This window comes from Bradyrhizobium yuanmingense (assembly GCF_900094575.1).
GTDB classification, from domain to species: Bacteria; Pseudomonadota; Alphaproteobacteria; order Rhizobiales; family Xanthobacteraceae; genus Bradyrhizobium; species Bradyrhizobium yuanmingense.
In genome coordinates, this window is record NZ_FMAE01000003.1 from 278,546 (window position 1) to 298,061 (window position 19,516).

The window sequence follows — 19,516 nt, forward strand, 5'->3', positions numbered from 1 at the left end:
GCGCTGTTAGAGCGCGGAAAGTCCCAACAAACCGACAGCACGATATACTACTTCAGCGTGTGACGAGTGTGGCCCATTTCACTGTCGTGTCAACAACGAGCAGGCGGTCGCACCGGAACCACGTCGGGCCTGCGGCCCTTTCGCTCAGGATTCTGCGGCCCGTTTCACGTCGCTCTGCACCAGCGTCAGCTTGCCGAGCGGCACGCCGGCCTTCAGCAGCCCCTCGCGATAATGAGCGATGTCCTCGGGCCGCTTCCAGTGGAAGTTGCGCAAGTGCCTGTCGACATTCAGCGTTGGATAATTTGCCATCAGCACGCGGGCAGCTTCGCTGGCCTCGTCGCTTCGCCCGAGCTGCGCCAACGCCGCAGCGCGGATCGCCAGCGCCTGCATGTGATTCGGGTTGATGTAGAGCTGCTCTCGCGCCCATGACAGCGTCGCGTCATATTGGCGCAGAAGGTAATGACTGAACGCGTTCAGCGCCGCCCATTGATAGCGCGGGTCGCTGTTGTCGCGTTGCGCGGCCATCGAGAACAGCTCGATCGCCTCGCGGTGCTCGCCGATCATGAAATGGCAGATGCCGAGCACGCCGCGCGCGCCATTGTCGTAAGGGTTGAGCGCGACTGCGCGCTTGGCGGCGTCCATTGCTGCCTCGTGATGACCCTCCAACGCGTGCGCCCAAGTCAGGATCGAGAACGCAAAGGAGGAGCGCGGATCCAGCCGGACGCTGGTTTCGGCGAGGCTCATCGCCTCGGCCCACATCTCGCGCGTGCCCTTGACCCAGCCGAACTGAATGCTCTGGATCTGGATCGTGGCGAGATAGGCATGCGCGATCGACAGCTTGGGATCGAGCCCGATGGCCTCGCGGAATAGGTCGACCGCGACGGCCAGATCTTCCTTGGTTTGCCGATAGTAATGCGACAGCCCCTTGAGGAAGCGGTCCCAGGCGGTGACGTCGGTCGAGAGCCGCGCCGGCGCCGAGGCCTCGGCACGGACGATCTCGGTGGCGATGGCGGCGGACAAATTGGTGGTGATCTCGTCCTGCATCGCGAACAAATCGCCGATGTCGCGGTCGTAGCGGCCGGTCCAGAGCTGCTCGCCGGTCTCCGGCGCGATCAGCTCGGCGGTGACGCGGATCTTGGCGCCGGCGCGCCGCACCGAGCCCTGGATCAGATAGGTGGCGTCGATCTCGCGCGCGATCAGCCGGGTGCCCACGTTCTTGCCCTTGAAGGCGAATGTCGAGTTGCGGCTCAGCACCCGATAGAAGGATTGCAGCGACAGCGCGTGGATCAGGTCCTCGGTGAGGCCGTCGGAGAAATATTCGTCCTGGGCGTCGCTGAGATTGGCGAAGGGCAGCACGCCGACGATGGCCGTGCGGTACTGCTGCGACAGCGCCGAGGCCTCACGGAGCTCGGGGGCAAGCGCCGGCGCGCCCTCGGGCGTCCAGGTAAAGACCCCGATCGCATCCTTGATGTTCTTGAAGCGATGGTTGCCGGCATCGGTCAGCGGCACGGCGAGATGCTTGCCCGCCTCCCGGTAGGCCTTGGCCGAGATCGCGAAGCCGCCGGGGCTCGCCACCGATTCCAGGCGGACGGCGATGTTGACATCGTCGCCGAAGACTTCGTCCTCGTCGGCGATGACGTCGCCCATGTGGATGCCGAGCCGGAACTGCATGGCGCGGTCGGCCGGCAGATGGCGGTTGCGTTCGGCCATCAGCGTCTGCATCGCGATCGCCGCCTCGGCGGCGCCGACGATCGAGGCGAATTCCAGCAGGAAGCCGTCGCCGGTGTTCTTCACGACGCGGCCGCCGTGATTGAGGATGATCGGATGGATCGCGGCACGATGGGCCTTGAAGGCGGCATGGGTGCCGGCCTCGTCGCTGCCCATCATGCGCGAATAGCCGGCGACATCGGCGCAGACGATGGCGGCCAGACGTCTTTCCATATCCTCAAAGCTCCAAGGGACCAGATGACCGGCCACAGCGTGGCGGTTGCCGCGAATCCCGCATTTCAAGAACCCCACCTTTATAGAGCAGATGCGCCGCAGCGGAAGCATGATCCGCATTGCAAATTCGAGGTAAATCCTGCGCAATCCCGGCGGTGGACGGGAACGGGCGAACCGACTAAGCGGAACCAGAACCGCCAGGACGGCAGCGGAGGACCTTCATGCTGGGCATTCACGAGATCGGGCTTTTCATCCTCTCGGGCGTGGTGCTCAACATCACGCCGGGGCCGGATTCGGTCTATGTGATCGGCCGCAGCATGCAGATGGGCTGGCGGGGGGGAGCCGCTGCCGCCCTGGGCATCAGTTGCGGCTGCTTCGTCCATGTCGCGGGCGCGGCGATCGGGCTTTCGGCTCTGCTGATGGCCTCGTCCACGGCCTTTTCGATCCTGAAGCTGGTCGGCGCAGCTTATCTCGTCGTGACCGGTCTCCAGATGCTGTGGTCGCGCCCGGCGCTGGCTGCAAGCATCGACGAGCCGGCGCGGAGCTCATTGCAGCGGGTCTTCCTCCAGGGTGTCTTCACCAACGCGCTCAATCCCAAGGTCGCGCTGTTCTTCCTCGCCTTTCTGCCGCAATTCGTCGCAGCCGATGCCCCGCACAAGCCGCTCGCCTTCCTGACGCTCGGCCTGATCTTCATCTTTACGGGGACACTGTGGTGCCTGGTGCTGGCGGCGTTCGCCGCCAGAGCCGCCTACCGGCTGCGCAAGTCCGAGGGCGCGATCGCCTGGGTCAACCGCGCGCTCGGCGGCCTCTTCATCTATCTCGGCATCCGCGTCGCCATGCTGGAGACACGGTAGCTCCTTCTAGTGAATGAGAAGCGGTCCGATCGAGGCTGCGCTCGGGAGGTTTCGATGATCCGTGGAAGCTGTCTGTGTGGCACCGTGCGGTTCGAGATCGAGAAGGTGCGCGCGCTGACGCACTGCCATTGCGTCAATTGCCGCAAGCTGAGCGGCGCGGCCTTCGCCACCTACGCGCATGTCGATGCCGACAAGTTTCGCTTCGTGGCGGGCGAGGACATGACGGCATCTTACGAATCCTCGCCGGGCAGTATCCGCTATCGTTGCAGGACCTGCGGCTGCCCGACGCCGGGCAAGGCGAGCTATCTCCCGACCGTCAGCATTCCCGCTGGCCTGCTCGATGACGACCCGGAAGTCCGGCCTCGCCTCCACGTTTTCACCTCGTCGCGCGCGTCGTGGTGGACAATCCAGGACGACCTGCCCCAGCACGAAAAATGGGTGCCGGGCTACGGGCCGAAATCGTAAGGCGCTTAAGCGAATTCCTTCGCCAGCGCGCTGCCGGCGAGGTAAAGGCCGAGCAGGATCATCGCGATCAGGAACCAGCGGCGAAACGCCTCCGCCGGCATCCGCGCCCGCACCGATTGGCCGATGAACATGCCGGCAAAGGCCATGGCGAGTCCGATCGCGCCCGGCACGACATTGGCGGGCGTGAGCAATCCGACCGCGGTCAGGTTGAAGGCGAGCGCCAGCGTTGCGGTGGTGAAAAACACCCCGAGCGCCTGCACCAGCTCGTCCTTCTCCATGCCGATCGCCTGCATGAACGGCATCGACGGGATCACCTGCACGCCTGTTGAGGCCGAAATCACCCCGGTGATGACGCCGACCACGCCGCCGACCCATTTCTCGTTCTCGGGCGCGACGCGGAAGTGGAACTTGTTCAGTCCGATCACGGCGTAGACGACGAGCAGGGCGCCCAGCACGATCGTGCCGTAGCGCGCATGCGGCCCGGTCAGCGCGCCGGCATTGAGCCAGCAGCCGACCACGGTGCCGATCATCAGCGGCCACAGCCGCCGCAGGATGTCGCGCAAATGCGGGCCGACGAAGGTCTGCCAGATGTTGGTGACGATGGCGGGAACGATGACGATGGCGATGGCGCGGCTCGGCGCCATGCTCACGGCGAGCAGGCCCATCGACACCGTCGGCAGGCCGAGCCCGACCACGCCCTTGACGAATCCGGCGAGCAGGAACACGGCGGCGATGAGGATGAGCAGCGGGTCGATCATGCCAGCACATTGACCGAAGCCGCGCCGGCGCACAATCTGGAGGTTACGGAGAGAGCCTTCGGCTTCAACGAAGGCTCAAGGAGACATCGCATGCGCTTCGACCTGGTCGATCTCCAGCTCTTCATCGCGGTCGCCGACCAGCGCAGCATCACCCGCGGCGCGGAGCGCTCGCACCTCGCGCTGGCCTCGGCCAGCGCGCGCATCAAAGGGCTCGAGGATGCGCTCGGCGTCGCGCTGCTCAAGCGCGGCCGCCGCGGCGTCGAGTTGACCGCGGCCGGCGAGAGCCTGCTCGATCATGCCAGGCTCGTGATCCATCAGATCGACGCCATGCGCGGCGATCTCGCCGGCTTTGCCAGCGGCGTGCGCGCCAGCGTGCATTTCCTCGCCAACACGTCGGGCCTGTCGGAGCATCTGCCGAAAGCGCTCGCCGGTTTCCTGCGCCAGCATCGCGACGTCGCCGTCGACATCGAGGAGCGCGAGAGCACCGATATCGCGGCGGCGATCACCGCAGGCGCCGCCGATCTCGGCTTCGCCGCCGAGCACGCGCTGCCCGACCATATCGAACGCTTTCCCTTCAGCGAGGATCGCCTGACGCTGGTGACGTCGAAACGCGGCCCGTTCGCCGGCCGCCGCCAGATCGACTTTCAGGAGGCAGGGGCTTGCGACTTCGTCGGGCTGACCAGCGCCACCGCGCTCCAGATGCACATCTCGAAGCACGCCGCGCGGCTCGGCATGCGGCCGCATTTCCGCGCGCGCCTGCGCGACTTCGACGCGATCTGCCAGATGGTCGCGGCCGATGTCGGCGTGGCGCTGGTGCCCGAAGCCGCCGCCCGCCGCTGCGCCAGGACCATGCCGCTCGCCATGATCCGCCTGCGCGATGCCTTCGCCAACCGCCGTCTCGTGATCTGCGCGCGCAGCTTCAAGGCGCTGCCAAGGCCGGCCAAGCTGCTGGTGGAGCATTTGCGAGCCGAGGCGGTGTGAGGACCTGTTACCCTCCCCTGGAGGGTCAGGACAATCGCAATTGAATTTTGCAGAGGTCGTCATGCCCGGGCTTGTCCCGGGCATCCACGTTCTTTGTGCCGCGTGGAAAGGCGTGGATGGCCGGGACAAGCCCGGCCATGACGCTGCCATAGCGGCATCTCATATGCGATAGCCCTGCCCTCCAGGGGAGGGTAAGACACCTACCTCGCCATCTCCGCTCCCGCGTCGGTGATGCAAGCCCTCCGCCCGCGCGCTACTGGTTCAAAAGCTTCAACGCTGCCTCGTGCACCCGTGCGTCGCCGGCGGCGATGATGCGGCCGCCGCCTTGGGCCGGCTTGCCTTCCCAGGTGGTGACGACGCCGCCGGCGCCGGTCACGATCGGAATCAGTGCCGCGATGTCATAGGGCTTCAGCTCGGTCTCGACCACGAGGTCGACGTGGCCCGCGGCAAGCATGCAATAGGAGTAGCAGTCGCCGCCATAGCGCGACAGCCGCGCGCTCTTCTCGATGTGGCCGAAGATGGCGCGGTCGCTCTCGTTCATCAGCAGCGGGCTGGTGGTGTAGGTCGTGGCCTCCGACAGCGAGGCGCAGCGGCGGACCTGGAGCCGGCGCTCGCCCGACGGCCCTTTATAATTGGCCGAACCGTTGTCGCCGGAAAAGCGCTCGCCGATGAAGGGCTGGTGCATCATGCCGAACACCGGCGTGCCCTTGTGCAACAGCGCGATCAGCGTGCCCCAAATCGGAAAGCCGCCGATGAAGGATTTGGTGCCGTCGATGGGGTCGAGCACCCAGACATAGTCGGCGTCCTCGCGCTCGTTGCCGAATTCCTCGCCGACGATGCCGTGCTGGGGGAAGTTGGCCTTGATCAGCCGCCGCATCACCGCCTCCGCGGCGCGGTCGGCCTCCGTCACGGGGTCGAAATCCTTGGTCTTGCTCTTGTCGTCGATCGACAGCGAGGTGCGGAAGAACGGCAGGATGGTTTCGCCGGAGGCGGTGGCGAGCCGACCGATGAAGGCGGAGAAGTCGATCACCGTCACAGGCGAAATCCTCGAAGCGAAGTTGGAGAGCTTGCCTCCTGCCTAGCTCAATTCGACTGCCGCGTGCAGCGCTGTCTTGATGTTGCTCCCTGGTATTTTGGATGCCGGGGCGGGCTGCCCCATTCCAGTCATCTGCTGGCCAAATATCGATCATGGAGTTGAAATCTTAGTTCCGACCTTGCCTTGTTCGTATGCAAATGACTATCAACCCATTGAATTCCCTTATCAAAGAAACTGAATCTGGGTTTCCATAGAAGCAACTGAGCCATGTGCGATTTGCATGGGAAACCGCGCAAAAGCCCTTGCACTTTGTGCGGCGCGGTCGCATATTGTTGCGGTGCGGTAGCGCCTCGCGTTACCGCTGCCCTCCTTGGGCGTTTCCTCCCTAGACTTGGGCCGCTTGCGTCATTCGCGAGCGGCCCTTTTTTCTGAGCCCCGCCGTTTTCATTTGGGGCGCGCAAGCTTGCGAAGCGAAAACGCAGTCGCGCGCAAGGCCTCGTCGTTTCAGAGAAGAAGCTGCGTCCTATTCCGCCGCGGCCTGGAACGGGCCGAGATCGGCGAACGGAATCGTGGTCGCCAGCACGTCGGCGAGAACGCCGAAGTCGGAGGCCACTTGCGCAAAGCGAGCGCTGCGCTCGCGCCGCCGCTCGTCCATGTAGATCGCGCGGTTGAGCTCGAGCTGCACGGCGTGCAGGCCGCTCGCGGGATTGCCGTAATGCTCGGTGATGAAGCCGCCGGCATAGGGCTTGTTGCGGCCGATCGAATAGCCGAGCCCGCTCATGGTCTCCTCGACGCGATCGGGCAAGAGCGGCGTGCAGCTGGTGCCGTAGCGATCGCCGATCACGACGTCGGGCCGGCGCGGCTCGTCCCTGCTGACGCCGACCGACGGCATCGAGTGGCAGTCGACCAGCACCACCGTGCCGAACATCTGGTGCACCTTGTTGATCAGCCGGCGCAGCGCGCGATGGTAGGGCTTGTACAACGTCTCGATCCGCCCCAGCGCATCGTCGACCAGGAGGCGGTCGCGGTAGATCTCCTGGCCGTCGCCGACCACGCGGGGAATGGTGCCGAGGCCGCCGGCGACCCGCATCGAACGGGTGTTGGCGAAGCTCGGCAGCCGGCCGGTGAACATGCGCGGGTCGAGCTCATAGGGCTCGCGGTTGACGTCGACATAGGAGCGGGGAAAGTTGACCCGCACCGTCGGAAAGCCGCGCGCGCTCAGATGGCCGATCAGCTCATCCATGAACGAATCTTCCGACCGTCGCAGCGTGGGCAGGTCGATCCGCGACGCCGCCAGGAATTCTTCAGGATAGGTCGAGCCGGAATGCGGCGAGTTGAAGATGACGGGCGCGCGCCATTCGGCAGGCTCGAAGATCTCGAAGGCTGGCGACATGTCGCCGTCAAAGCGGGTCATCTTCTCAGGCTTCGTCCCTTCGTGCCGCACGATCCGGACAAGCTCCGGGTCCAATGATTCGGCCGATCTCGCGGCTCTTATGTGTCGTCATTGTCCGGAATCGCAACCATTCTGCCAAGCGAAAAGATGTCATGGCCCCTTGGAACACGTCTTAACCGTGCAGGCATCGGGATGGGGACGCGCCGGTCCGGCTCGATTGATCTGGACCTCGTTCCGGTCCACAAAGAGCCGGCAGCGGGGCCGGCGCAGGGTTAAGATTTTCACCCCAAATTTACCCTCTGTCGGGCTTAGTGACCTCTGCTGATATCCTCTGGGGATTCGACGTTTCCTGCCATGCCAAAGATCCTGCTCGCCGAAGACGACAACGACATGCGCCGTTTCCTGGTCAAGGCGCTGGAAAACGCCGGTTTTCAGGTCTCGTCCCACGACAACGGCATGGCCGCCTATCAGCGGCTGCGGGAAGAGCCGTTCGAGATGCTGTTGACCGATATCGTGATGCCGGAAATGGACGGCATCGAGCTCGCCCGCCGAGCCTCGGAACTCGACCCCGACATCAAGATCATGTTCATCACTGGCTTTGCGGCGGTCGCCCTGAACTCGGATTCGGACGCCCCCAAGAACGCCAAGGTGCTGTCCAAGCCGGTGCATCTGCGCGAATTGGTCAGCGAAGTGAACAAGATGCTGGCGGCCTGAATCGGCCTCCTTCCGTCCTTGCGCCGGCTCCCCTGAGCCGTTATAGGGACCCCACCCGACACAAGTGGACTTTAGGGCACGTAGCTCAGCGGGAGAGCACTACCTTGACATGGTAGGGGTCACAGGTTCGATCCCTGTCGTGCCCACCACGCTTCGCCTTCGGCTTCGCGTGGCACAGCCTGGAAGATTGCGGCGAAGCGTGTCCGGCGCAGCTCGAAGAGCGAAGACGGACTGGTGCGGCTTGCTCGAAAGCTTCTAGCCCGTTGCAGCGACGCGCAATCTCGGCCGCAGTTTCCCGGCCGCTGTCCCGGATGACCCTGCACTCTATCCGGGCTACAATGACATCTCCGACACGAGGCCGCCCATGACCGTGTCCGTCATCGAGCAAGCGAAGATCCAGGCGCAGGTGCTGGTGCCGCTGATCAAGACGTTGCAGGCCGAGCTCGGCGAAGCCCGCGCCAATGCGCTGGTGCGCAAGGCGCTCGGCGATCTCTATCGCGGCTTCGGCGAGGCGTTCTGGAAGGCCAAGAACGAGAGCAATCTCGGCAAGGCCGTGTCGTCGGCCTTCAAAACTTATGCCCGCGACGATGCGCTCGCTTATGACGTGATCGAACAGACGGCGGACGCCTTCGCGTTCGACGTGACGCGCTGCGCCTATGCCGAGTTCTACAAGGCCCTGGGCGAGCCCGAACTCGGCTTCCTGCTGATCTGCACCGCGGACTTTGCGACCGCGGAGGGGTTCGGTCCCGACGTCAGGCTCACGCGCACGCAGACCATCATGCAGGGCGCCTCTCATTGCGATTTCCGCTACCGCCGGGATGGAGGCGGATCACAGTGAGAGGAGCGATGCGGACGATCTGTCTCGCCATGGCGATGCTGGCGCTGATGGCGCCGCGCGCCGACGCCGCGATCGTCGACTGGCAAGCCGAGCTCCAGCGCTGCCGCAGCTTGCGCCAGAACGTGGCGCCGCTGCTTCAGGCCGGCGAGGGGATCTCCGCCGTCGGCCGCTCCAGCAGGTCCGTCCGCCGCTGCATCTGGATCCAGCGGATGGCGGTGCGGAAGAGAATTCCCGGCGCGGAGGTGTGGTAGCCTGACCGAGCTCATGGCCCCGGCGTGACGAAGGCCGAGATGATCGTGCCGTCGTTGCCGAGCGCGATGTGCCAGTGCGAGGCTGCGCCACCCTGATGCCAGACGGAATAGACGTCCTGTCCTTGTGCGTTCACACCGAGGAATTCGATCGAGGTGATCGGACCCATTTCGGCAAGGCCCGGCTGCAGGCGCGGCAATTGCTTGCGTGTCGCCTCGGCCAAGTCGGCGCTCATCTCGCCGTAATTGGGCTGGCCCGATGCGACGCTCTCGATCAGACGGCGAAGCGCGGCCGCGGTCCCGGGATTGGCGGACCGGCTGCTCATACGAGACTCGATCGCGCGTTGGAGCTCTTGCGCCGTGCTCGTGTCGATGCGTGGCATGGTGTGATCGTTGCCGTGCTGGCGCAGGATCACGGCGGTAGGCACCCCATCCGGCCCGAGGGTAAACCGTAGCTCGACATCGATCTCCCGCGCGGCGAATTCCGTTTCGCCCACCGCGTAATATTGCGCCGAGCTTTGACCGCTCAGCCGTCCGGACAGATGATCCTGTTCACGCGTCACGGTGAAGACGGCGCTATGGAATTGGTATGTTCCGGCATAACGATCCAGCACCGCCTGCGGCAACTGAGTTTCTTTGGCTCTCGAGCGGAGCTGATCCGCAGCATCGGTCTTGGTGCTTTCCTCGTTGCTGCGGCCCGAGCCGGCCTGCTCCGCAGAACGGATTCGGGCCGCCAGGACATTCCAATCGGCCAGCCCGAATAACCTCGCGATGAGCTCGAGGCTCTCGCTGACGGTGAGGGAGACCGATCGGGCGTTAAGGGATTCTCGGAGCGTCTGCGCCATGGCTTTGGCGTCGCGGAAATCGCGCATACTCTGTTCCTTTGCAACATGAACGGAGAATGTCAGGGCTTGCGTTACTGACCCGTTCGCGTGAGCAAAGGAAGCGGGCGGCGGTCCGATACACTTCACCATACCCCGAAGGGCGCAAGCGGCCGGCGGTATCAACCTTTCGAAATTTTGCTTGAGAGCGCCATGCTTGTCAACCGACGTCGTCGGCGTCTCGACAAGGATCACGCATCACTCTTCCGTTGATGCACGACGCGCAGGCTGCAGCAGCAAGTCCTTCAGTCCGGTCGGATAGAGCTTCGGCCCGCCGTCCAGGTCGAGATCGGCAAGGTCGAACCACCGCGCGACGATCTGCTCTCCATTGTCCTCGCGGAAGTCGATGCGCTCCCGGCCGGCGAATGCGCCATCCGGAAACGCGACCTCTGCGATGTACATCACCTCGTGCCCGGTCGATCCCTCGTGCACAAAGATGTTCTCCAGCATCAAGGGCTCACCCACGATGCCGACGTCGATGCCGAGCTCTTCGTTGAATTCCCGCACCAAGGCCGCGCGCCAGCTCTCGCCGAACTCGATCTCGCCGCCGAGCGGGCGCACCCCCTTGATCCGCCCCGCATCGTCGCGCACCTCGGCCGCCAGCAGCCGCCCGCCGCGCCAATGCAGGCCGATCGCGACGACGCGGATACCGGGATGTGGGCGCCAAGTGGTCATGGCGGATCGTTAATCCGTGTCGCATGCTTTCGCAACGAGGGACGAGATCGTGTGCTTGCGATGGCGAGATGAGAGACCCGTCACTCCACCAGATACTTCTTCACCGCCGCTTCGTCCCACGCGATCCCGTTGCCCGGCTCCTCGCTCGGCAGCGCAAAGCCGTCCTTGATCTGCAGCCGCGTTGCCAGCACCGCGTCGGCCCAGTCGACATATTCCAGCCAATGCGCGGTCGGCGTCACGCAGAGCAGATGCGCGCTGACTTCAGAGAACAGGTGCGACGACATCTCGATGCCGGCAGCATGGGCAAGCGAAGCGGCGCGGAGCCAGCCGGTGACGCCGCCGATGCGCTGGACATCAGGCATCACGTAGTCGCAGGCCTCTGCCGAGAGCGCGGCTTGCATGGAAAACGCGCTGTCAAAATTCTCGCCGATCTGGACCGGCGTCTGCAGCGCGTCGGCAATGCGGGCGCAGCCGGCATGATCGTCGTGGCGGATCGGCTCCTCGATCCAGCTGAGGCCCTCGTCGTCGAGCATCTCACCGCGGCGGATCGCTTCGGTGACCGTCAGCGCCTGGTTGTAGTCGCACATCAGCGTGACCTCGTCGCCGACGGCCTTGCGCACCGCGCGCACGACGGCGAGATCCTCCCGCGCATCGCGTCGGCCGACGCGGATCTTTGCGGCGTGAAACCCCTCGGCCAGCAGCTTGTGGGCTTCCTCCACCGCGGCGCCTGCCGGCATGATGCCGAGCCCCTTCGAGTTGTAGGCGCGCACCGGCTTCGGCGTGCCGCCGAGCAGGCGGGCGAGCGGCAGGCCGCGCGAGCGCGCCAGCGCGTCCCATGCCGCCATGTCGATGCCGGATTGCGCCAGCCGCTGCAGGCCGGCGAGGCCCAGCAGCGTGAAGCGCTGGCTCAGCTTGCGCTCGATCTCGAACGGCAGCAGCTCGTCGCCGGCGACGAGGTCCGACATTTCCGTGACCATCGCCGCCAGCGGCTTCAAGGCCGAGGGCGTGAGCGAGAACAGATAGGAATGACCCACCGCGCCGTGGTCGGTCTCGCAGTCGATCAGCACCAGCGGTGCCTTGGCGACCGCCCCGGTCGCGGTCTGGAGCGGCAGGTTCATCGGCACGATCACGGGACGTGCCTGGAAGCGCTTGATGCGGACGGTCTCGGTCATGGCTCTCTCCCGGCGGAGCGGATGCAGGTCGGCGCCGATCTTAAGCATCCGTGATCAAACGAAAAGGCGCTTGCTGCGACCACCATAAAATGGGGTTGCGCCGGCCGGCAATTCTTGGCTCTGTGCCGCCGCATGCATTGTCTCGGATTCTGGAAGGATTTGCGACAAAATCGCACAGAACGGAGCCACAGGGTGAAACAAGAGATCTCCGAACAACAGCGCAAGAGTGGCATTCTCACCGGCGCCGTGATCGTCTTCCTCCTGCTCGCCCTGCCGGTCGCGGTGTGGCTGGACCTGACCGAGCTCAGCAAGACGGCGCTGCGCCGGCAGGCGATCGATCTCAACTCGGTGATCACGAGCGTGCGCAGCTACTACGCCTCCAACGTGGTCGGCCGCGTGCTGGCCAATCCGAACGGCAGCACCAAGGTCGTTCACAACTACGAATCCGTGCCCGGCGCGATCCCGATCCCGGCGACGCTGTCGCTGGAGCTCGGCCGGGTGATCGGCGCCCAGCAGGAGAACATCACCTATCGCTTCGTCTCGGACTTCCCGTTCCAGAACCGCGCTCCGCACCAGCTCGACAAGTTCGAGAAGGACGCGCTCGATGCGCTGCGCCGGGATCCCGAGCAGAAGATCGTGGAGACCGAGACCTCGCTGTTCAACGACAAGGTCCGCCTGGTTGCGCCCGTCACGATGGGTCCGGCCTGCGTCAGCTGCCACAACAGCCACCCCGAGAGCCCGAAGAAGGACTGGAAGGTGGGGGATGTCCGCGGCATCCAGGAGGTGATCATCGCCCAGCCGATCGCCGCCAACATCTTCTCGTTCAAGTTCCTGCTGGCCTATTTCGTGATCGCCGCCGGGAGCGGACTGGCGTTCCTGTCATTGCAGCGACGTCAGGCGCGCCGCATCAAGAACATGAACAAGGAGCTCGAATCCGCCAACGACTTCCTGGCCTCGCTGTCGATGAAGATCTCGCGCTACATCCCGCCGCAGGTCTACAAGAGCATCTTCTCGGGCCAGAAGGACGTCACCATCCACACCGAGCGCAAGAAGCTCACCATCTTCTTCTCCGACATCCAGAACTTCACCGCCACCGCCGAGCGGCTGCAGCCGGAGCAGCTGACCCAGCTCCTCAACGAATATTTCACGGAAATGTCGGCGATCGCCCACGAATATGGCGGCACCATCGACAAGTTCATTGGCGATGCCATGCTGATCTTCTTCGGCGACCCCGAGACCAAGGGCGATCGCGCCGATGCACAGGCCTGTCTGCAGATGGCCTGGCGCATGCAGCAGCGCCTTGCCGAGCTCAATGCGAAATGGCGGGCGTCCGGCATCGAGCAGCCGTTCCGCTCGCGCATGGGCATCAACTCGGGCTATTGCAATGTCGGCAATTTCGGGAGCGCCGACCGTATGGACTACACCATCATCGGTGCGGAGGCGAACCTCGCCGCGCGCCTGCAATCGATCGCTGAGCCCGGCGGCATCGTCTTGAGCTACGAGACCTTCGCCCTCGTCAGCGACATCGTCCGCGCGCATGCGCTGCCGGCGATCACGATGAAGGGCATCAGCCGCGAGGTGATCCCCTATTCGGTGGATGCACTGAGTGACAAAGCTGCGGAGAACAGCGGCATCATCACCGAACGCGCGCCGGGCCTCGAGCTCTATCTCGATCCCGCCGTGGTGAAATCAGGCGACGCCGCACGCGTGCGCTCGCTGCTGGAGAACGCGCTGGCCTCGCTCAAGCCGGCGTGAGGGGAGCTTCTTACCCTCCCTGGAAGGGGAGGGTCGATCGCGCGTAGCGCGAGCGGGGTGGGGTGATCTCTCCCCTCGGGCGGTGTCGGATGTGGAGAGACCGTCACCCCACCCCGCTACGCATTCCGCTTCGCTACATGCGTAGCGACCTACGGGCGAGCTACGCTCGTCCCGGACCCCTCCAGGGGAGGGTAAGTGACCTCACCTTGCCGCCCCTTCCGTGAACGCCGTCTCGATCACATCCCCAAACGGCTGCCACGACCGCCCGTCGAACTGCACCAGCCGCATCTGCCTGATCGGCAGGTAGCGGTTGGGCGAGGTGTTCATCCTGATGTTGGGCAATGCGACCGAAGGCTGATAGTCCCTGAGCGAGGCCGCCTGGCGCATGATGTTGTCGCGTGAAAAATCGTCGCCGCATTGCTTCAGCACCTGCGTCAGCGCCTCGGCCGCGGCGTAGCCATAGACGGCCGCACTGTTGTTGGTGCTTTCGACCCGATGGTATTTGTCCATGAAGGCGAACCAGTCCTTCATGCCGGGATCGTCCTTCCAGGCGGGATCGCTCGGATCCTTCAAAAAGGCCGCCGAAATCACGCCGGCAGAGTTTTCCAGCCCCGCGGGCGCCATCGCGTTGGCGATCGAGGCGGAGGCATCGTTGACGATGAAGACGGGACGCCAATTCAGGGACGCTGCCAGCTTGATCACCTTGGATGCGGTCGAGGGCACGCCGAGGAAGACGAAGATGTCGGCGCCGGCGCGCTTGAGGATCGAGACGTGCCCGTCGAGATGCTCGTCGGCAAGGTCGAAGGCGATGTCGACCAGGACGTGACGATTGAGATCGCCGAGGCCTTCCTGGATACCCTTGTAGAGCATGCGCCCGAACTGGTCGTTCTGCCAGAGCACGACGATCTTCTTCCTCGGGTAAGAGGCCTGGATGTAGTTGGCATAGATGCGCCCCTCCGACCGGAACGACGGCTGCCAGCCCATGGTCCAGGGATACGCGCTCGGCTGGCTCAGCTCTTCGTCGCCGGAGGCGACGAACAGTTGCGGGATCTTCTTCTCGTTCAGGTACCAGCGCGTGGCGAGATTGCCGGGCGTGCCGAACGAGCCGAACATCAGGTGCACGCCGTCCTTCTCGACCAGCTTGCGCGTCAGCTCCAGCGCGGTCGCCGGATCGGAATTGTCGTCGCGGGTGATGAAGCGGATCTTGCGGCCATTGATGCCGCCGCGCGCGTTGACCATGTCGAAATAGGCCGCTTCCGCCTGGCCGATCGCGCCGAATTCCGAGAGCGGCCCCGAATACGGCATAACATTGCCGATGCGGATTTCCTCATCGCTTGCGGGTTGATCCGAGTGCTGCTGCCGCGACATCGCGCCCAGCGATGCGATGGCAATCACGGAAACGAACAGCATCCTGCCGATGACGCGCATGTTCGATGCCTTGTGGTTGGCCCCCAACGAGGTCGGCTCAATCCCCACCAAGGCCGCTTGATCTAGGTCAAGCGTTTGGCAATCGTGTGGCTGTCGCGCTTCGATGAATGCGGCAGGCGTGCTGCCGCAACGCGTTACGGCAACCCTCGCGCTTCCAGCTGACGCACCAGCAGCAGCGTCGGCTCCGCGAGGCTGTCGCCGGAACCATCGAGGCCGAAGGCGTTCGCGATGCCGTCGCGGCTGCGCAGCAGCGTGCTGCGCGGGCAATGGCCGGCGCCGCACAGCGTCTTCTTTAGCGTCTCGCCCTGCGCCACGAGGCCGGCGGAATCATCCGCGGCCCAGGCCAGCACGATCGGCACGTCGACATTGAGGATGCCGGGGAATACCGAGCGCTTGTCGTACTGGGTGGCGTCACCGCCGAGATAGGCCTTCTCGCTGTCGCTCGCGTCCTTGCCGACGCGGTAGATCCCGGACACCAGCACCACGCCCGCGACGTCGGCGCCGGCGGTCTGCAGCTCGGGATGCGCCAGCATGGTCGCGACGTGGAAGGCGCCGGCGCCGTAGCCGACCGCGACGATCTCGCGGGCATCGCCGTTGAAGAGGTCGATATTGCCATGAACCCAGGACAGCGCCGCGGCCACATCGGTCGCGCCGGCCGGCCAGGTCGCCGCGGGCGCCAGGCGATAATCGACGCGGACCCCGATCATGCCGTTGCGCGCGGCAAAGCACATCGCCTGGTCCTGGATCTGGCGCGACAGCTCCGGCGCTCCGCGGTCGCCGGTGAAGGTATCTCCCGTCACGAACAGCAGCACCGGCCGCGGCGTGTCGGCCTTGGTTGCGCTGGTCGCGACATCGAGCACATTGGCCTCGCTCTCGCCATAGCGCAGGCCGCGCGAGAAGGTGACCTGCTCGCATAGCCGTGCGGTGCCGCCTGCGGTGGTGTCGGAATCGGTGAGGCCCGCCTGCACGAGACCCGAGGGCGGCCGGAGCCGGCCCGGCACGGGTCCGTGCGCGAAGGCCGTGGTCATGGTCAGAAACAGGAAAAATGTCAGATAATTCTTCATGGATGTGGCGGCCTTGCGGGGCTCCATATCGGCTCGCTGATCTGGCCCGTCTTTTCAATTCATCTCATTAGTCAGCCGGCCTTGAGGCGAATTCGCGGCACCTTGGATGCGCAGCCGCCGTTTATCCCGATCCGTCAGGCCGTTGTCCAGCGCCGCCGAGGCTCGCGCCTGAAACGGCTTTCTACTGTGCATGGGGTTGTTTTCGCACCTTTTGTTTTGGCCTGGTCCGTCAGGCCCGCTTCATCGTCCGGAAGGTGATGGAATAGCGCCGCGCCGCGACCGGGGGGATGCTGTGCTCCCACTGCGACCGCGCCTCGCCGTCCATCATGTAGAGCGAGCGCGGCAGGGCAGTGAGCGTATGGCGCTCCCACTTGGCGCCGTTGCGGCGGCGGAAACGGAAAGCGCACGGCGAGCCCAGCGACAGGCCGAGCACCTTGTCGAAATGCGGCTTGTCGCGATGCCAGCCGATGCCGACGCCGACCTCGTATTCGGTGCACAGCACCTGCCGGACGCCGGCCTCCGGCAGCCCGGCCCAGGCCTCGACCTGGCGCGCGACCGGCCGCACCCAGTCCGGGATCGGATCGGCCTCGGCGAGACGCTGCAGCGTGTAGTCATAGCGATAGCCGAACGACGCCACCCGGCGGTTGCCCTCGAACGCGCCGAACTGAAAGCGCTGGAGCGGCAATGCTGCGATGCGGCCGATCAGATCCTGCTCGGCGGCATGATCGATAAAATCGTCCGTGTAGTGAAGGCCGGTCGGGCCTTCCTGCGGGTCGGCGAACAAACTTAGCTGCGTCATGCCTCGCATTTCCGTGATGGAACCTGTTGGCGTCTGATGCGACTTATCTATGACGCGGGAAGAAACGTGCGAGGCTGTCATGGCAGAGAAGCATACCGCCGATCCGGTTGAGATCATGCGGGCGACCGGTCATCCTGAGTTGGAATACGCCGCCGGCTGGACTATCGCCGGTCTCGCCACCATCGGCACCATCGTCGCCGTCTGGGTCTTTGCGATCTAGGCAACCGGAAACTGGAGCTCGAAGGCTGCGCCCTCGTCGGTCGGCTTAAGCCTGATCGAGCCGCCATGGCTCGCCATCACCGCGCGCGCGATCGCCAGCCCCATCCCGGTGCCGCCCTGGTCGCGGCGGGTGGTGAAGAACGCATCGAAGATCCTGTCGCGGTTCGGCGCCGAGATCGGCTCGCCGTCATTGCTGACCGTCACAAGCACGGTCGTCCGTGCGTCGACCGCCTCCAGCCTGATCGTGCCGGCCTTGTGCCGCACCGCATTGTCGGCGATGTGCGACAGCACGATCAGCGCCTTCTCCGAGGACATTCCGATCGCCCGGTCGAGGCTGCCGCTGGCCTCGATCGCGCTTGCCGGAAACCGGCTTCTGAGATCGGCGATCACGGGTGCCAGCTCGGTGCGCTCGTTCTGCGGCAGGCTCTCGGCGCGGGCGAGCTCCCGCAGCCGCTGCGCCATCGCCTCCAGCCGCTGGGTATCCGACAGGATGTTGGCGATGAAGGTGTTCTGCTCGGCCGGCGTCAGGCCCTCGGCCTTGCCCTGAACCGAATCCTGCAGCAGCTCGGCCGCGCCCTTGATCGAGGTCAGCGGCGATTTCAGCTCGTGGGTGAGATGGGCCGAAAAGGTCGCGATATAGTCGGAGCGCCGCGCCAGCTGCTCGGCCATGCCGAGGAAGCTGTGCGAGAGCTGGGCGAACTCGCGCGTGCCGTAATGCTTCAGCGGTTGGAACGCCTCCCGGTCGCCGCGGCCGATTCGGGCGGCGCGGTCGATCAGCTCGCGCATCGGCAGCGTGATGGTGCGTGAGAACACGAGGCCGATCGCGATGGTGCCGAGGATGACGGCAAGGCCGGCCAGCACGAACTTGGCCCGCTCCTGATAGAGATGGTCGAAAATGTTGCTCGGCGTGCGCGTCGTGTAGATCACGCCGGCGACGCGGTTGTTGACGATGACGGGCATCGCCGAAAACACGTGCACGCCGAGGCCGCGGCTGAAGGAATAGATCGGCGGCGGCGGCTTGTCCGGCACGCGGTTGCGTAAAGTCGCGCGGTATTGCCCGTGCAGGGCGTCCGCGACCTCCTCGATATGGGCGAGCGACTGCCCGACCTCCTGCCGCCCGGCAATCACCACGCCTTGCGGATCGAGGATGCGAAAGCCGGCCAATGTCACCTTCTGGGTCTCGCGGATGATCGGCGTCAGCCTGGCCCCGATCTCGACATAGGCTGCTTGCGCCTGCCCGGGCGCGGGCAATGCGTCGGGCCGCCGCCGCAACAGATCGTTCGCGGTGAGGTCGAGCGCGGGGCGGATCGGCGTGACCTGGTCACCGGGATCGGGCAGCACGCCCGGCGGCACCTCGGCGCCGAGCACGAGGCCGCTGTCGAGCCGGGCCGCGACCTCCTGCGCATAGATCGTCGCCAGCACGCGGCTCTGTGCGATCAGCTCGGCCTGGGTCTGGCGGATCAGCTGGTTGTCGTAGAGTCGGAAGAAGAACAGGCCGACCAGCGGCAATATGCCGACCGTCGCCAGCACCGTGAAGATCACGAGCGTGAGCGACGGACGCCATTTGTCGGGCGCAGCGCTCATGCCTCTTTCTCGCAGCGGCCGAGCTTGAAGCCGACGCCGTGGATGGTCTCGATCACGTTGTCGCAGGAAAGCGCCGCCAGCTTGGCGCGGATGTTGCGGATATGGCTGTCGATGGTGCGGTCGGAAACCTGGATGTTGAGCTGGTAGGCGGCCCGCATCAGCTGCTCGCGGTTGAATACCGACGTCGGCCGGGTCAGGAATGCGCGCAGGATGCCGAACTCGATCGCGGTCAGCTTCAGCGGCGTGCCGGCAAAGGACGCGACGTGCTGCTCGGGATCGATCAACAGCCCGCCTTGCGTCAGCGCGGTGGGCCCGGCCTTGGCCTCGCCGTTGCGCGGGCTGAGGCGGCGCAGGATGACATTGACCCGCGCCACCAGCTCGCGCGGGCTGAACGGCTTCGTGACGTAGTCGTCGCCGCCGATCTCGAGGCCCAGGATACGGTCGATCTCCTCGTCGCGCGCCGACAGGAACAGGATCGGCACGTCGGAGCCTTTGCGAATCTCGCGGCAGACGTCGAGGCCGTCGAACTCGGGCATGCCGATGTCCAGCACGATGAGATCGGGCCTGTCGGCGGCAAAGCGGAGAAGCGCCTCCTTGCCGTCGCGGGCCTCGATCACGTCCATGCCGGCCTTCTTCAGGGCGACGCGGATGACCTCGCGGATGTGGCCTTCGTCGTCGACGATGAGAATGCGATGCGCCAAGAAACTCTCC

At 65.1% G+C, this 19,516-nt stretch carries 20 protein-coding genes and 1 tRNA gene; 9 read left to right on the forward strand and 12 right to left on the reverse strand.

The window, feature by feature from the left end:
• Positions 1 to 144: 144 nt before the first annotated feature.
• Positions 145 to 1,941 carry an adenylate/guanylate cyclase domain-containing protein gene (locus GA0061099_RS11025; RefSeq protein ID WP_036021400.1) on the reverse strand — a complete coding sequence of 599 codons (1,797 nt, stop codon included), beginning with the start codon at positions 1,939 to 1,941 and terminating at the stop codon, positions 145 to 147.
• Between the two features lie 221 nt (positions 1,942 to 2,162).
• Here GA0061099_RS11025 and GA0061099_RS11030 point away from each other — a divergent pair, with 221 nt between their 5' ends.
• Positions 2,163 to 2,795, forward strand: coding sequence for a LysE family translocator (locus tag GA0061099_RS11030; protein ID WP_036021402.1), 633 nt, complete (start codon positions 2,163 to 2,165; stop codon positions 2,793 to 2,795).
• Positions 2,796 to 2,849: 54 nt separating this feature from the next.
• Positions 2,850 to 3,260 (forward strand): GFA family protein, encoded by a 411-nt coding sequence (locus GA0061099_RS11035; protein WP_036021404.1) that lies wholly within the window; start codon positions 2,850 to 2,852, stop codon positions 3,258 to 3,260.
• 5 nt (positions 3,261 to 3,265) lie between these two features.
• On the opposite strand, the gene GA0061099_RS11040 is transcribed toward GA0061099_RS11035, so the two are convergent.
• Positions 3,266 to 4,018: a sulfite exporter TauE/SafE family protein gene (locus GA0061099_RS11040; RefSeq protein ID WP_036021408.1), complete on the reverse strand. Its 753-nt coding sequence runs from the start codon at positions 4,016 to 4,018 to the stop codon at positions 3,266 to 3,268.
• 90 nt (positions 4,019 to 4,108) lie between these two features.
• Here GA0061099_RS11040 and GA0061099_RS11045 point away from each other — a divergent pair, with 90 nt between their 5' ends.
• Positions 4,109 to 4,999 carry a LysR substrate-binding domain-containing protein gene (locus GA0061099_RS11045; protein WP_036021415.1) on the forward strand — a complete coding sequence of 297 codons (891 nt, stop codon included), beginning with the start codon at positions 4,109 to 4,111 and terminating at the stop codon, positions 4,997 to 4,999.
• A gap of 253 nt (positions 5,000 to 5,252) precedes the next feature.
• Here GA0061099_RS11045 and hisN read toward each other — a convergent pair whose 3' ends face one another.
• The gene (hisN, locus tag GA0061099_RS11050; RefSeq protein WP_036021430.1) at positions 5,253 to 6,035 is read right to left on the reverse strand and encodes a histidinol-phosphatase; all 783 of its coding nucleotides are present in this window, start codon (positions 6,033 to 6,035) and stop codon (positions 5,253 to 5,255) included.
• 523 nt (positions 6,036 to 6,558) lie between these two features.
• Positions 6,559 to 7,449, reverse strand: coding sequence for an N-formylglutamate amidohydrolase (locus GA0061099_RS11055; protein WP_036021434.1), 891 nt, complete (start codon positions 7,447 to 7,449; stop codon positions 6,559 to 6,561).
• Positions 7,450 to 7,782: 333 nt separating this feature from the next.
• Here GA0061099_RS11055 and cpdR point away from each other — a divergent pair, with 333 nt between their 5' ends.
• From cpdR to GA0061099_RS11075, 4 genes are all read left to right on the forward strand, one after another.
• Positions 7,783 to 8,142, forward strand: coding sequence for a cell cycle two-component system response regulator CpdR (gene cpdR / locus GA0061099_RS11060; protein ID WP_007597092.1), 360 nt, complete (start codon positions 7,783 to 7,785; stop codon positions 8,140 to 8,142).
• Positions 8,143 to 8,216: 74 nt separating this feature from the next.
• Positions 8,217 to 8,291 (forward strand) — tRNA-Val (locus GA0061099_RS11065).
• Between the two features lie 215 nt (positions 8,292 to 8,506).
• Positions 8,507 to 8,980, forward strand: coding sequence for an L-2-amino-thiazoline-4-carboxylic acid hydrolase (locus GA0061099_RS11070; protein ID WP_035997824.1), 474 nt, complete (start codon positions 8,507 to 8,509; stop codon positions 8,978 to 8,980).
• Between the two features lie 8 nt (positions 8,981 to 8,988).
• Positions 8,989 to 9,231, forward strand: a complete 243-nt coding sequence (locus GA0061099_RS11075) for a hypothetical protein (protein WP_036021432.1) — start codon at positions 8,989 to 8,991, stop codon at positions 9,229 to 9,231.
• A gap of 11 nt (positions 9,232 to 9,242) precedes the next feature.
• Here the strand turns inward: GA0061099_RS11075 and GA0061099_RS11080 are convergent, their stop codons facing one another.
• From GA0061099_RS11080 to GA0061099_RS11090, 3 genes are all read right to left on the reverse strand, one after another.
• A complete protein-coding gene (locus GA0061099_RS11080; protein WP_035997829.1) occupies positions 9,243 to 10,100 on the reverse strand; it encodes a glyoxalase superfamily protein in 858 nt (285 codons plus the stop codon).
• Between the two features lie 207 nt (positions 10,101 to 10,307).
• Complete coding sequence (locus GA0061099_RS11085) at positions 10,308 to 10,784, reverse strand: NUDIX hydrolase (RefSeq protein WP_035997832.1); 477 nt, start codon at positions 10,782 to 10,784, stop codon at positions 10,308 to 10,310.
• An 80-nt stretch (positions 10,785 to 10,864) separates the two neighbouring features.
• Positions 10,865 to 11,956 carry an enolase C-terminal domain-like protein gene (locus tag GA0061099_RS11090; RefSeq protein ID WP_036021436.1) on the reverse strand — a complete coding sequence of 364 codons (1,092 nt, stop codon included), beginning with the start codon at positions 11,954 to 11,956 and terminating at the stop codon, positions 10,865 to 10,867.
• Between the two features lie 192 nt (positions 11,957 to 12,148).
• Here GA0061099_RS11090 and GA0061099_RS11095 point away from each other — a divergent pair, with 192 nt between their 5' ends.
• Positions 12,149 to 13,711 (forward strand): adenylate/guanylate cyclase domain-containing protein, encoded by a 1,563-nt coding sequence (locus GA0061099_RS11095; RefSeq protein WP_035997835.1) that lies wholly within the window; start codon positions 12,149 to 12,151, stop codon positions 13,709 to 13,711.
• Positions 13,712 to 13,912: 201 nt separating this feature from the next.
• Here GA0061099_RS11095 and GA0061099_RS11100 read toward each other — a convergent pair whose 3' ends face one another.
• From GA0061099_RS11100 to GA0061099_RS11110, 3 genes are all read right to left on the reverse strand, one after another.
• Positions 13,913 to 15,139, reverse strand: a complete 1,227-nt coding sequence (locus GA0061099_RS11100; protein WP_036021438.1) for an ABC transporter substrate-binding protein — start codon at positions 15,137 to 15,139, stop codon at positions 13,913 to 13,915.
• 134 nt (positions 15,140 to 15,273) lie between these two features.
• Entirely contained in the window at positions 15,274 to 16,203 is a 930-nt protein-coding gene (locus GA0061099_RS11105) for an alpha/beta hydrolase (RefSeq protein WP_036021440.1), read from the reverse strand.
• A gap of 229 nt (positions 16,204 to 16,432) precedes the next feature.
• The gene (locus GA0061099_RS11110; RefSeq protein ID WP_074447687.1) at positions 16,433 to 17,002 is read right to left on the reverse strand and encodes an alpha-ketoglutarate-dependent dioxygenase AlkB; all 570 of its coding nucleotides are present in this window, start codon (positions 17,000 to 17,002) and stop codon (positions 16,433 to 16,435) included.
• 79 nt (positions 17,003 to 17,081) lie between these two features.
• Between GA0061099_RS11110 and GA0061099_RS41080 the strand changes: the two genes are divergently transcribed.
• On the forward strand, positions 17,082 to 17,222 hold the full coding sequence (locus tag GA0061099_RS41080; protein WP_167361649.1) for a hypothetical protein: 141 nt from the start codon (positions 17,082 to 17,084) through the stop codon (positions 17,220 to 17,222).
• Here the strand turns inward: GA0061099_RS41080 and GA0061099_RS11115 are convergent.
• Together GA0061099_RS11115 and GA0061099_RS11120 are read right to left on the reverse strand one after the other, a co-directional pair.
• Entirely contained in the window at positions 17,219 to 18,805 is a 1,587-nt protein-coding gene (locus GA0061099_RS11115) for an ATP-binding protein (RefSeq protein WP_036021443.1), read from the reverse strand. The genes GA0061099_RS41080 and GA0061099_RS11115 overlap by 4 nt on opposite strands.
• Positions 18,802 to 19,506, reverse strand: coding sequence for a response regulator transcription factor (locus tag GA0061099_RS11120; RefSeq protein ID WP_036021446.1), 705 nt, complete (start codon positions 19,504 to 19,506; stop codon positions 18,802 to 18,804). Before GA0061099_RS11120 ends, GA0061099_RS11115 begins: the two co-directional genes overlap by 4 nt.
• Positions 19,507 to 19,516 lie beyond the last annotated feature (10 nt).